The following is a 14,593-nucleotide window of genomic DNA, read 5'->3' as shown; positions in this document are numbered from 1 at the left end:
ATGTGGCCTCGTGGAATTTCTAATGTATGTGGTCTTGTTTATTCTTAACATTCCGATATACAAGTGGATTTTCAGAAGGATTTTCGATGATGTGGATGATCTGAAGCAGTCGGTAAAGTATTCGTTGACGCCGGATATCATCTCCTTGTTCCGCAGACGTTTTTGGAAGGATCAATTTGGAGAGCTGAAGCTGTCCGTATTCTATTTTTGTTGTTTAGGGATCTTTGTCATAGAGTGCGTGGTATTGACCAAGGTGGTTGACGTGATCTTTCAATGAATTAGCTATTATGGGTTGAACGGTTACGTACCGCTGAATCTGTGGTAGAATTGCGAAGGACAATAACCCATACACATTCTACTGGAGAAGCAGGGAACGTATGTTAGCCCTGCCTTTTTGATTTGAAGATGTTTGCTAATGGATCATAAGGAGAATAGAGAATGCCAACGATGATTACAAAGTCATTTGATCAAGAAATGCAGCGATGTTTAAGTGAAATTACATCGGCTTATCATGCAGGGGAACTGAGCACGATGGACCTAGCGGAATTACCGGAAGAAATCTATATCATTGAGGCGGAAGATGAGATGGTAGGGTACGGAGTCGTGTGGGAATACGATAACGGGAAGCAGCTCATGCAGAAGGCCGAACAAGATTATTTTAGCGCCGATGAGCGGTATTTGGAGAAGGATTTCTATATTGATGTCAAGAATAAGAAGGATTTTATCTTTATCCAAGCCTTGGATGTACTCAAAGAATTCGAAAACAAAGGATACGCGGCTTCCTTCGTGAACTGGCTCAAAGCAAAGTATCCGAACAAAAAAATGTATGTCTATACGCTGGAAAAATCACGGAATTTCTGGTTCAAGCAGAATTTCGAGATTTTAGGAAGTACGGCATGGATGACTTTTAATTAAGGTATTGTGCAGCATCAAAATTATACGAGGGAAGTTCATTGCGTTCTTGACCCGAAACGATAAGCGTCAGTTGATCCAAAGTAGACATCAAGATAACCGGCTGCAAATTTGCAGCCGATTTATCTTGATTGAGTCAAGCAGGGTTGGACGCCTGTTAATGATCCAACGCGTTTTCAAACTTGCCGAACCACTCACTCCAGCCATATCTGGCGCCTTCGAGTCCATGAACATGGGAGAAGCCCGTTTGTTCGAGATGAAGGTTAACCTTGCCGTCGCCTAAATCTTGCAGCGTCCAGGTGACGGTATGCCGCTCGTCTCCGGTAGCCCAAGAATAGGACAACAGGTTAGGCGGTTCTACGATAAGTACTTCGCCGTCAACGATTCCATCCCAATATTCGGACGGCTCATGGCGAAACTGAAAACGATGTCCAACGATAGGCTTAAAATCATTTTCCGTGATCCACTTTGCTAACTTACTTGAATCGGTTAAGGCAGCCCAAGCCTTCTCGATCGATGTCGTGTACTGAAAATCCATGGATAAGATTAAACTCATTCTTCTTCCTCCTCGAACAGCTGGTTCAAGCGCAGCATATTTGTAGTCCAGTATTTGCTGTAGAAAGCCACCCAATCTTGAACTTCTCTAAGCGGATCGGGGTTTAGCTTAAATCGCGTTTCTCTGCCTACTTTCCGGTCGAGCACCAGCCCGGCCTCTTTAAGGATAGTCAAATGCTTGGATACCGCTGTACGGCCCATTGAAAATTGTGCCTTTAGTTCGTGAAGCGGTTTCTCCTCTGCCTGTGATAACAGATGAATCAGTTGACGCCTAGTGGGATCTGCAATCGCGTCAAATACATCGCGGGACGGATTATTCTCAATCACGACAACCCTCCTAAAAGTCTAATTTTGTTGTTAGTCATCTAATGATGGATGAAGGGACCGCCGTTAATTTCACCACCTCTGCTTCATGATTTTATAAGTGAAATTTTCAGATATACCTGGAAATGACGATCACTCGATTAGAGAGTTAGTGTTAATCTCTAATGTTCATTCTAAACTAATACCCAAAAAAGGCATCCTTTTTGATATTTCGCTTAGAAATCTGATTACTCTGCAAATGGCTGGAAATAGAATCGACCAATGACTTCGGGCCCGCAATAAAGTATTTTCCATTGTTTTTATATAAGGTGTTAAACGTATCGATTTCCTGATGCAAGTCATCTCTTGAATCAAGATAAGTCACAGTTAATGAAGGATGGTTAGCCATTTCATCTAGCTCATTCTTGAAGATATATGATTTTTTTCCATCCAAATAGAGCAGCTTTCTTTGCTTCCCGTCATGATTCCCTTCTGCCTCTAATTGTTTAAGGATCGACCGAAATGGTGTGATTCCAATTCCGCCTGCGATCAGGAGCGAAGGACTGTTATCTTGCATATAAAAAGAACCGACAGGGCCGCTCATTTTAACTTTCATTCCCTGTTTTAATTCTAATAGAGCTTTTTTAAAATCACTGGGATCATCGCTGATACGCGTTGTTATTTTAACTATATTCTCTGTAGGAGCAGCAGCCAAGCTGAATGGTTTTGTAGGGTTTTTTATGGTCTTATGAGTAATGCTAAACAAACCATATTGTCCTGCCTTCCAGGTTAAATCTTTCTCTCTTTCAAATAGAAAAGAATAGACATCCTCTGATTCTTTGCGGCTTTCTATAAATGATAGTTCTCTCTTCTTGAATATGGAGAACATATCCTGAAAAAAACTCATTTTCCCATCTCCCTCTTATAACGTTATCGGTAATGCAATCGCTATATCTTCAACCAAACTTCTAATTGGACACCATTTAGTGATACTTTGATTTTAGGCCACCATTTGGTGTCGTGTCAATGACATATTTAAACTCCATTTGATCACGGTCCAGCCCATATTGCATTTTAACAAATGATTCGCTCTAGATGCGTTATATCCCGATATGGATCGGAAGATCGTTGTATGGTAAGCGCTTTACCCACGCTTCTATAATGGTAGCAAGCTGCAATAGGCGCTTGAAACTAAACGTCCTGAATGCAGCACAGATGCACGCAGAAGGAGGCAATCCACAGATGTTAGGAAGCAGCGATACGGCGGTGAAAGTGGGGGTGAATGCCGAAACTCACATTCGCTTGGCGAATGGTCTGGTGGCCATTGAGGTGGATTTGGAAAAAGGCGGTTACAACTACGCAGGCAGCAGGGGATTCGCTCTGAAAGAAGTACGAAGCGGCTTTCGATGGCAGGGCCGGGAATACCATACGGGAAATTACGACCGCCACTATATGATAGGCCAGCCGGAGAAGATTCAAGATTCGTTCGGAACAGGCATCCATGTCGTGATGAAGCATGAATCCGATCTGCTCCCAGGCCTGGAACAGCATTTTTACGTCTATGAGGGGGCTTCATCTTTTATCACGCAGGTCGTCATAGTCGGTCAGGGAGACTTAAAGGTAAACCGCATCGCGGTGGTGAAAACCGATAGCGTATCGAGCTGGAGCGAGACGGTTCCGGGAGAAGCGCTGCATGTGCTGCGCGTGCCGTATGACAATGACAAATGGGTTCGCTACCTGACGGAGACGGCCCCGCTGGAGACGGAAAGCTACGAAGTGACGGCCTTGTTCCAGCCGGATAGCCGCAATGGATTGATTCTGGGATCGATTAGTCATGACGTGTGGAAGACTGGCATTCGCGTCAAAGGGGAAGCCGCAGGCAAGCTGGATGAACTGGAACTGTACGCTGGCGCGGCCGGCATCATGACCCGAGATTCCCAGCCGCATGGCTACGTAAGAGGAACTCGCGTCGCATCGCCGCTGGTTATGGTAGGGGATTACGACGATTATCGGACAGGATTCGAAGCGTATGGGGAAGCGAATGCGAAGGTAGCGCCTGCTCTGAGCTGGGACGGCGGCGTCCCGATCGGCTGGAACAGCTGGTCGGCCGCCATGAGCACGCTGGATTACGACCTCTATGTATCGACGAGCAATTTTCTGAAGCGGGAGGTTCAGCCGCAGGGCTTTCATAACAAGGATACCCTGTACATGAATTTCGATGCGTTCTGGGATCGCCTGACGCCTGTCGAGATGGAGAATGCCTTGAAAAGGGTCCGCGAAAACGGGCACAAACCCGGTACATACTGGACGCCGTTTGCGTTCTGGGGAAGTCCGGCTGGGTTCGGGAACCCCGTGGAGGGTACTGATGGGAAGTATACCTATGGCGATATCCTGCTTCGCGACCAGGGCGGCGAGATTTTGCCGGATGTTGACGGCGGACTTGCAATTGATCCCACGCATCCCGGGAACCTGGCGCGAATCGATTGGTTCATGGATAAATTCGTCTCCGAGGGATTTGAGTATATCAAGCTGGATTTCATGGCTCACGGGGCTCTGGAAGGCAAGCATTATAACCCGGATATTACGACGGGGATCGCTGCATACAATTACGGCTTGTCGTATCTGACGGATAAACTCTCCCCGGAGCGGATCGGCAGACCGTTCTTCATCAACCTGTCGATTGCCCCGCTGTTCCCTTATGCCTATGCGCACAGCCGCAGAATTTCCTGCGATGTGTTCGGAACGATCCAGGATACGGAATATTTGCTGAATTCGCTGACGCACGGGTGGTGGATGAACGATACGCTGTACCGTTTTAATGATCCGGACCATGCCGTGATCTTTAAAAGCTTCAACCAGGATTCGACGACCCGCCATGAAGGGCGAAGCCGTCTGACCGCGTCCGTGATCTCGGGAACGGTGCTGCTGCTGGGCGATGACTTTCGGCATGAGGAGGCGGCATGGCGCGCCAAGAACTGGCTGGGAAATGAGGCGATCATCGAGATTGCGAGACTGGGCAGAACCTTTGTGCCCGTAGAGGGGAATCTCGGGAAACAGGCTGCGGATACGTTTGTGCTGAACCATCCGAGCGAAGCAGGAACGACGTATATTGCCGTATTTAACTTTGACGGGGCCGAGTCCGTGCAGAAGACGGTTTCCTTGGAACGGTGTGGCCTCGAGGCGCACGCTTCCTACACGGTCCTGGATGTGTGGGAAGGCACGGCAGGTCAATCGGAGGGTACACTCACGGTCGAGTTGGCGCCAGCCGAATCGAAAATCCTGAAATTAAGCCGAAATCAATGAGTAGAAGGAGGAGAGGTTCAGTGCGTATTCATCCGTTCACATTCTTCCAAAAGCCATTCATGCTCTTCTTATCGTTTCTGTTAGTGGGGTCTGTGCTAGGCGGCTCCCTCGCTTCGGCAGAACCGCAGCAGCCGAGTCAGTCGGCCGGAGGCATCCTTTCCTACGAGGCCGAGGCTTCTCAGAACACGTTTACCGGCAATGCAGGAGCGGTCGATTGCGGCTTCTGTTCAGGCGGGCAAAAAGCCGGCAATCTATACGGCGGCTCCACGCTGACGTTCAACGGGATTCAGGCCGATAAGGCCGGTATCTACAATATGAACATGTTCTACATCTCCGGGGATTCCCGCGCGGCTTCGATCTCCGTGAACGGAGCGGAGAAGGAGAATTTCAGTTTTCCGAAAACGGCGGATTGGAACACGATCGGCACCTATCAGATTCAAATTTACTTGAATCAGGGCAGCAACACGATTCTGTTCGATGATGCAGGCGGATACTCGCCCGATTTTGACAAGATTGAGCTGACCTTTGATTCAGCCGGCGATAACGGATCAGGCCCGGATGGCAGCATTGGCGATCTAGGCAAGCAAAAGAAAGCCACCAGCTATGGCTCCATCACCGTAACCGAATATGCCAACGGCTTTAAGGTATCCAATCCGACGTATGAGCTGCTGTACAACACCTCGACCGGATTGTCGCAATACAATTGGAACGGTGAGGCGGTTGCCAAGGGGTTATACAGCGAGATCCAGCTCGACCGGATGGTTGCAAGTACAGATTATAAACATCATAAATTCTATAAAAATCAAGTGGTCCCATTCCAGGATGCCACCGGCAAGGGGATCAAGGTGACAGTCGTGAATGAGGATGGGGGAATGCCATCGCTCAGCCAAATCTATTACGTCTATGAAGACGGGCCGTATCTGCTTACGGAAACGGTCGCTTCCCATCATTCCGCAATATCTACGGGGAACATCGCACCTATCGCGATGGAAGCGAGAGGCGGCATCGACATCGGCAGCTATGACGATAACCGGGTCCTCGTCGTTCCTTTCGACAATGATGCTTGGTCCAGATACCAAGCGAAGCCGATGAATACCGGCCTCAACAACGGTCTGTATGTCAGCTCGGAGCTGACGGCCATTTATGACAATACGAGCCGGAACGGCCTTGTTATCGGATCGGTAACGCATGACACGTGGAAAACCGGCATCTATTGGAGCGGCTCGAATGACAAATTGAACAAATTGCGCGTATATGGCGGATTTACGTCATCCACATCCACGTGGGACACGATCCCGCATGGAAAAGTAACCGGCAAGCAGATTGCTTCGCCGAAAATCATGGTCGGCTTTTTCGAGGATTACCGGACCGGGCTGGAAGAGTTTGGCCAGGTGAATGCAGCAATCCAGCCTCCGTTAGCCTTTGGCAAAGACATTCCTGAAGGCGTTCCGGTCGGTTGGAACAGCTGGGGAGCGTATGCCAGCGATTTAAGCTTTGACAAGGCGGTTTCGGTCTCGAATTATTTTAAAGACCATATTCAGAACCATTCCTTCAACAATGAGGGCAATATCTATATCAATCTCGATTCCTATTGGGATAACATGACGGATCAGCAGCTGACGGATCTGGTTCAGCTCATTCATAGCAATGGACAGAAGGCCGGCATCTATTATTCGCCGTTCGTGTACTGGGGCAACAATATGGAGCAGGAAGTCGAAGGGACGAGCGGCAAATATAAATACGGCGATATCGTGCTGCGCGATTTGGGCGGCAACGTCCTGCCGACGCTGGACGGCGCTTATGCCGTGGATCCGACGCATCCGGGCGTGAAGCAGCGGATCGATTATTACATGAATAAGTTCAAGAGCAAGGGCTTTGAATATATCAAAATCGATTTTCTGAGCCATGGGGCAATGGAAGGCAAGCATTATGATCCTAGCGTTCAAACCGGCATCCAGGCCTATAACCAAGGGATGGCTTACGTGAATGAAGTGCTGGACGGCTCCATGTTCATCAGCGCTTCCATCGCGCCGCTGTTCCCTAGCCAATATGCGCACAGCCGCCGCATCTCCTGTGATATCGACGGCAGCATCGGCAGCACGGAATACCAGCTGAACAATCTCACATACGGCTGGTGGCAGAACGGAACGATCTACCATTATACCGATCCGGACTATATGCACTTAACCAAAGGCGGATCGATGGAAGGCGCGCAGTCTCGCGTCAATGCGGCCGCGATCTCCGGCACGGTCTTCCTGAATTCGGATGACGTAACGGATGCGACGGCACGGCAGTACATGGAAACGCTGCTAACCAATCCGGAAGTGAACGGGCTGGCGATGAAGGGCAAGGCGTTCCGGCCGGTAGAAGGCAACATGGGCACGCAGGCAGCAAACGTATTCGTGCTGGACGATCAGGGAACTTACTATGTTGCCGTGTTTAACTATACGCAAAATGCGGAACAGCACACCGTGGATCTCGTTCGTGCCGGTATCGCTTCGGAAGGGGCGGCGTCCTATACGGTGACGGATGTATGGAGCGGCCAATCTCAGACGGCATCGGGCTCTTCGCTGGATGTGACGCTAAAAGCGGCCGAATCCAAGCTTTATAAAATCGTCTCTAATCCATAACAAGAAGTCATCGGTTCATCATGTACATCTGCAAGTTCATCGCGGTTCCCGGCTTCCTCCGGGGATCGCGATTTCTTGCTTTTGCTGTAAGGGTAGTGCTTGTCGCGTTATTGGAAAATCAAATGAAGAGGAGAAAACAACATGTCAGATATGAAGCTTTGGTATACGAAACCGGCTCAGGGCTGGTCGCAAGGACTGCCGATCGGCAATGGCCGAATGGGGAATGTGGTGGTATCCACTCCTGACAGAGAAATATGGAATATCACCGAAACCACCTATTGGTCCGGCCAGCCGGAGCCGGCTCAAGGGCGAAGCAACAGCAAAGCGGATTTGGAGCAGATGCGGAAACACTTCTTCCAGGGCGATTATCGCGAAGGCGATCGACTGGCTAAGAAGCACCTGGAGCCGGAAAAATTGAATTTTGGCACCAATCTGGGACTATGCCAAGTCGTTCTGGAGTTTGATCATAACGTGAAGCTATCCGAAGGCGGGAGACAAGATGCAGCAGCTGAGCCGCTGTTCCATCGGGAACTGGATCTGGAGGAGGCGGTGGTACGTTCTTTTTGCGTGATTGATGGAGCGGAGATGACGCGAGAGGTCTTAGCTTCCCATGACGATCAGGTCATTGTTGCGCGAATTCGCAGCAGCCATGGCTCATTAGGCGTGTCATTCTGCATTTCGATTCGAGGGGAGAATGGTCCTTTTCATGCTGTCGTTACTGGGAAGGATACGATCGAATTCAAGGGACAGGCGCTGGAAAGCGTACATAGCAATGGGGAGTGCGGGGTGTCCTGCCAAGGCCAGCTGCGCGTCGTAACGGAAGGCGGGCAGGTGAGCTGCACGGATGACACCATAAACGTATCTGGAGCGGATGAGGCTGCGATTTATTTTGCGGTGAATACGGATTACCGTCAAGAAGATGAGGGCTGGCGTGAGAAAAGCGCGTTGCAGCTGGAGCAGGCTGTGCTGCTGGGATATGATGCGCTGAGAGCCAAGCATCTGGCGGATTATCAGCCGCTGTATGCCCGTGTAAGCTTAGATCTGGGAAGCTCCGAGCATTCCAGTTTGCCTACGGACGAGCGGATCGGCAGGTTCAAGCAGGGCAACTGGGACGATCCGGCGTTGTTTGCGTTGTTTTATCAATACGGCCGGTACTTGACCATTAGCGGGTCACGACAAGACTCCATCCTGCCCATGCATTTGCAAGGCATATGGAATGACGGCGAAGCCAACAAAATGGAATGGAGCTGTGACTATCACCTGGATGTGAACACCCAGATGAACTATTTTCCGACGGAGGCCGCGAACCTGAGCGAGAGCCATGAGCCGCTCATGCGGTATATCCAGCAGCTGTCGGTGGCCGGACGCTCGGCGGCGCGCCATTATTATGATGCCGAAGGCTGGGTGGCCCATGTATTCTCCAATGCCTGGGGATTTGCGTCGCCGGGATGGGGGACCTCCTGGGGGCTGAACGTGACGGGCGGATTGTGGATTGCGACGCATATGATGGAGCACTACGCGTACAACCGCGATCAGGCTTTTCTGGAGGAGTTGGCTTATCCCGTCCTGAAGGAAACTGCGGCCTTTTTCATGGATTATATGACCGTGCATCCGAAGTATGGCTGGCTGGTGACAGGTCCGTCGAATTCGCCGGAGAACAGCTTTTTTACCGGCCATCCGGAGGATGGGCATCAGCAGCTGTCCATGGGCCCGACCATGGATCAGGTCCTGGTCCGGGATCTGCTGGCATTCTGCGTGAAGGCAGCACAGACGCTGGGCGTGGATGAGGCGCTTCAGCAGAAGTGGCAGACAGCGCTGGATCAATTGCCTCCGCTGATGATCGGCAAGAAGGGGCAGCTGCAGGAATGGCTGGAGGACTATGAGGAGGCGCAGCCGGAGCATCGCCATCTGTCGCATCTATATGCCCTGTATCCCGGCAGCCAAATCACGCCGCATTATACGCCGGAACTAGCTGCGGCAGCCCGAGTAACATTGGAGAACCGGAACAGCCGGGCCGACCTGGAGGACATCGAATTTACCGCAGCGCTGTTCGGACTCTTCTACGCCCGATTGCATGACGGGGAGCAGGCCGTGCAGCATATCGCCCACCTGATCGGGGAGCTGTCCTTCGACAATATGCTCACCTACTCCAAACCCGGCGTAGCCGGAGCCGAGGCCAACATTTTTGTCATCGACGGCAACTTCGGCGGCACCGCTGCCATTGCGGAAATGCTGCTGCAGAGCCACGAAGGCGAGATTCATCTTCTGCCCGCACTGCCGGCGATATGGCCGACAGGCAGCGTGACAGGGCTGAAGGCGAAAGGGAATATTGAGGTGGATATGAGCTGGGAAGATGGGAAGTTGGTTGAAGCGAGGGTGAAGGGGAATGAGAGTGGAAGTGTGAAGGTGTTTTATGGGGGGAGGTCTCGGGAAGGAAGAAGCGCGGAAGTTGGATGAGATAGATTAGAAGAAGACGTGAGGTTAAATAAAGAGAGTACTACAATTTGTGTATATATTGAGTTTGCTTAAAAAGACCAAGCCTCTAGTATTCCAGAGGCTTTTTTATAATAATGGAGAAATTTAGTTCTTTTGGAGGATGAATAACGAACTGTGTCGAATGAATTTAAAGATAGGATTAGACGCCTTGATAGAATTCTCAACCAAGTAGGTTACCATTCCTCTTAGTAAATATATTACATAATTTCGTGAAATTAGATTTATTAAATAATTTCTACATATTATTTATCTTTATAGGTGGTGTTTTAGTGTATATATCAAATTTGAATATTGCCGGATATAAGAACTCTAAAGAAAAATCTATAATAAAGTTAAATCAAGGGCTCAATGTATTGGTTGGAGAAAATGGATCAGGAAAAACGACAATAATTAATGCCCTAAGGCTTATTCTACGAGAGAATGAGTTTTCAAATATGAATATTGATGAAGACGATTTTTATATTTCGTTGGACAAACAGTACTCTGCTCCTGACATAAGAATAGATATTACACTTGAATCCCTGAGTTCAGATGAACAAGTAACATTTTTAACTTGGTGCGATGCAGATTATAAAGCCCAATTGCACTTAGAGGTTAGTTCAAATCCCAATAGGAAGGGGTATTATAAGAAAGAAATATGGGGTGGGGCATCGAAATCAAGCATCTTTGAAGAGGAAACTTTTGAGTGTATCGATTGTATATACCTGCCACCTCTCCGCGATGCAGAGGAAAAGTTAGTTAATGGGAAGCGGTCCAGACTGGCGCAGTTATTAAAGAAACAATATGGCGACAACAAGGATTCACTTGTACAGAATGTAAGTAAGTTTAACGAACAAATCACAAGTAATGCTGAAAAAAAATATGACGAAATTGAAACTGCGAAACTCAACATTAATACAAAGCTTGAGGAGAGCTTGGGGCAACGTCTTGGTCAGAGTATAAATCTGCAATTCGCAGAGACAACATTTAACAAAATTGTAGAAAGCATAAGAATGGTTTTCTTTCCAGGCATTAAGCAGAGCGATCCAGATAAATTCAGAGACATCGCAACTAATAGCCTGGGATACAATAACTTGTTATACATAGCCACTGTATTTGCTGAGCTTGAACTACTAAAAAATAATAACATGATAACTGTTTTACTGATAGAGGAGCCGGAAGCGCATTTACATCCTCAACTTCAGGTGAAATTTATAAAGTATCTAGAAGAGATAACCCGTAAACTTGGAAATATACAGGTTATTATTACCACACATTCTCCAGTCCTTGCTTCTTCTATACATACTGATAACTTAATTCATGTTACTCAAAATGAAGACAAAATTGTTGCAACCTCATTAAAGGATATCGATTTAGGTGAAAGCAAAAATTATATCAATCGATGGCTAGATGTTACAAAGTCTACACTGCTTTTTTCAAAAGGTGTCATTCTTGTAGAAGGCATAAGTGAGGCTATGCTGATACCTACATTTGCAAAGATAGTATTGGCGCAACATAATAAGAAAGCTTTGGATAATTCTGAAGCATTATTGCCAACCTCATTAGAAGAGGCTGGTGTATCTACAATTAACATTAACGGAATAAATTTCAAACATTTTATGAAGCTGTTTGCAAAATGTGATGGTTCCTCTAGTGAAGTGCAACTACCTATTTTTTGTTCTGGAATTACTGATAATGATCCCCCAAAGCTCAAAGTTTTTGTCTATGATGAAAATGGAAAATTAAAAAAAGATAAGGAAGGTGAACCCATAACTATATTACAAGATACATTTCCTTTACCAAGCGAATCACCAATTGGAGCTAATAGCGCAATCCAGCTAATGGATGATATTAATAAGAGCAAATGGGGGCGTTTGTATCGTTCACCTTTAAAAACGTTTGAATATGATTTAGCAATAAATGGAAACAATAACCAAATGGCAAAAGTCCTTCATGATTTATGGCCTGTTTCTGGAAAAGTAAAAAAACAATGTAGTGCAATATCTTCTAGAAGCAATCAGTACTCAGAGGATGAAGATATGTTAAAAGAGGACGCTGAATATATCTTTAAGCATATTGATGCGAACGAAGTTGGAAAAGGTATCTATTCACAGGAACTCACAGATTATTTAGAGTTACAGATAAGCATGCAATTGGAAAAAATCGATGAATCACAATCAAATATCTCAGATGTTTTTTCTAAGATAAGCGAAATAATAAACATCCCTAACTACATTAAACAAGCTATTATTTGGGCATGTGGAGGTGGTGAATAGATGAATAAGCAAGAAATGGAACAAGAGATAATAAACACTCTGTGTGGAAATAAAGAAATTAGCTCATATATTTCTTTAATTGAAAGTAAGGTAAAGGAAAAGACTGAACAACAATTGAAATATGTTCTCTCTCCGATTAATGATAACATTTTCTTAGAGGCCTGTGCTGGGAGTGGAAAAACTGAAGTTGTTGGAATGAAAACAGCTTATGAGATTAGTAAGTGGAGTTCTAAAAATAGTGGAATAGCCGTGCTTACGTTTACTAACGAAGCAACGGATACAATTAAAGAAAGAGTGGATATATTTTCTGGTTTAACCTCTTTGTATCCGCACTATATAGGAACTTTATCTGGGTTCATACATGGTTTTATTGCTCAAAGCTTTGGATATAAATATTCTAAACACAAAAATAACAAGGGGGACACCTCCTATAGGTTAATAGATAAAAATTTAACTGTATTTGAGAACCACTGGTTAAAAAAGTACAAACTCCCTTACATGAATATGAACTCAAAACGTCAAGACTTCTATGCTAACCAAGTTTATTATGATTATAAAATTAAAGATATTATTATTTATCATTCAGAAAATTATAAAATTCCGTTAAAAGAGTATTATCAATCTGCTGAAGTACAAAAATTCATTCAGGATTATAGAAAGAAGAAAAGCAATAATCAATTATTAGGATTTAACTATATAAAAGAAGAGATAGTCAAAGTTAAGCAAACTTTTTTGAAAGATGGATTCGCTAACTTCGAAGATATAAATAATATGGCATTTAGAGTTTTAAAGCAAGATAACCATATTTCTTCGCTCATATCTTCACGTTTCCCTGTTATTCTAATAGATGAATGCCAGGATTTATCTTGGATTGAGATTAATATTCTTGATCAATTAAGAGCTTGCGGCTCTACTCTCCATTTCATTGGAGATCTAAATCAATCCATTTATGAGTTCAAAAACGCCAATCCTGAAAACACAAAAGAATATTTATCTGGATTCAAAAAGTTTTTTTTAACAGATAATTTTAGAAGTTGTCATTCAATAGTGAATACATCGAATAAATTAATAGGTATCAAGTCACCAATACATGGTCGAGCGACTGAAATTTTAGGTGATAGAAGTGTTTGTTATTTAGAATATAGTGATTTGTCTTTAGTGATTCAACAATATTTGGATTTTCTAAAGGGAATTGCAATTCCTTTCAATAGGTCAGCTATATTGGTAAGACAACAAGCATTAAAACAAGATTTAGATACAAGCTCCACTGTAAGTAAACACCCGATTTTAGATGCTTTACAACTTTGGAATGAAAACACACCAAATTCAAGACTGTTAGCATTAGAACTTGCCAGTAATCATATGCAAAGATGGTTTGGAGGGGCTAAAACTAAAAAAAACTATCATTGCCCTAGTTCAATTGACTCTGTTTATAGATGGAGAATTTTTATTAAAGATTTCTTGGACGGATGTTCAGTATATCCTGATTTAATGATGTTTGAAAATAATAGTTATACTTCATGGTATAAAAATTTTAATAAACACTTTTTAAATATAATATTGAATGCTTATCAAGATTTAAAGAAGTTTGATAACGAAGTGAGAGACTTTAATGACTTACCTAAATTTATAGCCCCCCGTGGCACTGCTAAAAGTAATATCATTACCTACAACGCAAGAGATAGTTTAAATTTGTTATCAATAAACACCATACATTCGGTTAAAGGCAAGGATTTTGATAGTGTGATGGTGGTTTCAAGCCGGCGTAACTCGGGAAGCGCCCATTGGAAGAAGTGGATTGAAAAAGAACTTGAATCCGGCAGAATAGGTTATGTTGCAAACACAAGAGCAAAGTATTCTTTGGTCTGGGCGGTTCCAGAATTAAATGATGAAGATCGATTTAGGATTGAATCTTATGGTTTTAAACCTATGAGACTCGAAAACGGAGGGGAAATGGTAATCAGTAATAAGACAAGAATACCTGTTGAAGTATAAATTCAATATATGTAAAGGAAATTTCACTGACTGAATCTCAACGTAAATCTTCATTTGAGTTTATCATTGTGCTTATATAAGTCAAAAAGTATAGTAGTTGGACAATAAAAGAGCCCTTACCCTCCCGGGTAAGGGCTCTCTTCT

General features: G+C 45.2%; 10 protein-coding genes. 7 read left to right on the top strand and 3 right to left on the bottom strand.

Going from position 1 to position 14,593, the window contains the following annotated elements; all coding sequences use genetic code 11:
• The first annotated feature begins 10 nt into the window (after positions 1-10).
• Entirely contained in the window at positions 11-277 is a 267-nt protein-coding gene (locus BJP58_RS09645; RefSeq protein ID WP_194543735.1) for a hypothetical protein, read from the top strand.
• Positions 278-438: 161 nt separating this feature from the next.
• Positions 439-915 carry a GNAT family N-acetyltransferase gene (locus tag BJP58_RS09640; protein WP_194543734.1) on the top strand — a complete coding sequence of 159 codons (477 nt, stop codon included), beginning with the start codon at positions 439-441 and terminating at the stop codon, positions 913-915.
• Between the two features lie 154 nt (positions 916-1,069).
• On the opposite strand, the gene BJP58_RS09635 is transcribed toward BJP58_RS09640, so the two are convergent.
• From BJP58_RS09635 to BJP58_RS09625, 3 genes are all read right to left on the bottom strand, one after another.
• The gene (locus tag BJP58_RS09635) at positions 1,070-1,468 is read right to left on the bottom strand and encodes an SRPBCC family protein (protein ID WP_194543733.1); all 399 of its coding nucleotides are present in this window, start codon (positions 1,466-1,468) and stop codon (positions 1,070-1,072) included.
• Positions 1,465-1,794 carry an ArsR/SmtB family transcription factor gene (locus tag BJP58_RS09630; protein WP_194543732.1) on the bottom strand — a complete coding sequence of 110 codons (330 nt, stop codon included), beginning with the start codon at positions 1,792-1,794 and terminating at the stop codon, positions 1,465-1,467. The genes BJP58_RS09635 and BJP58_RS09630 overlap by 4 nt, the downstream gene beginning before the upstream one ends.
• 175 nt (positions 1,795-1,969) lie before the next feature.
• The gene (locus tag BJP58_RS09625) at positions 1,970-2,677 is read right to left on the bottom strand and encodes an FAD-dependent oxidoreductase (protein WP_194543731.1); all 708 of its coding nucleotides are present in this window, start codon (positions 2,675-2,677) and stop codon (positions 1,970-1,972) included.
• 335 nt (positions 2,678-3,012) lie between these two features.
• Here BJP58_RS09625 and BJP58_RS09620 point away from each other — a divergent pair, with 335 nt between their 5' ends.
• From BJP58_RS09620 to BJP58_RS09600, 5 genes are all read left to right on the top strand, one after another.
• On the top strand, positions 3,013-5,073 hold the full coding sequence (locus BJP58_RS09620; protein ID WP_194543730.1) for an alpha-galactosidase: 2,061 nt from the start codon (positions 3,013-3,015) through the stop codon (positions 5,071-5,073).
• A gap of 20 nt (positions 5,074-5,093) precedes the next feature.
• Positions 5,094-7,703 carry a carbohydrate-binding protein gene (locus BJP58_RS09615; protein WP_194543729.1) on the top strand — a complete coding sequence of 870 codons (2,610 nt, stop codon included), beginning with the start codon at positions 5,094-5,096 and terminating at the stop codon, positions 7,701-7,703.
• Between the two features lie 141 nt (positions 7,704-7,844).
• Positions 7,845-10,160, top strand: a complete 2,316-nt coding sequence (locus BJP58_RS09610) for a glycoside hydrolase family 95 protein (RefSeq protein WP_194543728.1) — start codon at positions 7,845-7,847, stop codon at positions 10,158-10,160.
• A 248-nt stretch (positions 10,161-10,408) separates the two neighbouring features.
• The gene (locus BJP58_RS09605; RefSeq protein ID WP_233355020.1) at positions 10,409-12,454 is read left to right on the top strand and encodes an ATP-dependent nuclease; all 2,046 of its coding nucleotides are present in this window, start codon (positions 10,409-10,411) and stop codon (positions 12,452-12,454) included.
• Positions 12,455-14,449 (top strand): ATP-dependent helicase, encoded by a 1,995-nt coding sequence (locus tag BJP58_RS09600; RefSeq protein ID WP_194543727.1) that lies wholly within the window; start codon positions 12,455-12,457, stop codon positions 14,447-14,449.
• Positions 14,450-14,593 lie beyond the last annotated feature (144 nt).

Source organism: Paenibacillus sp. JZ16 (assembly GCF_015326965.1).
Lineage (GTDB): Bacteria > Bacillota > Bacilli > Paenibacillales > Paenibacillaceae > Paenibacillus_AQ.
The sequence above is the reverse complement of the archived record's forward strand: the minus strand, read 5'-3'. Positions and strand labels throughout refer to the sequence as shown.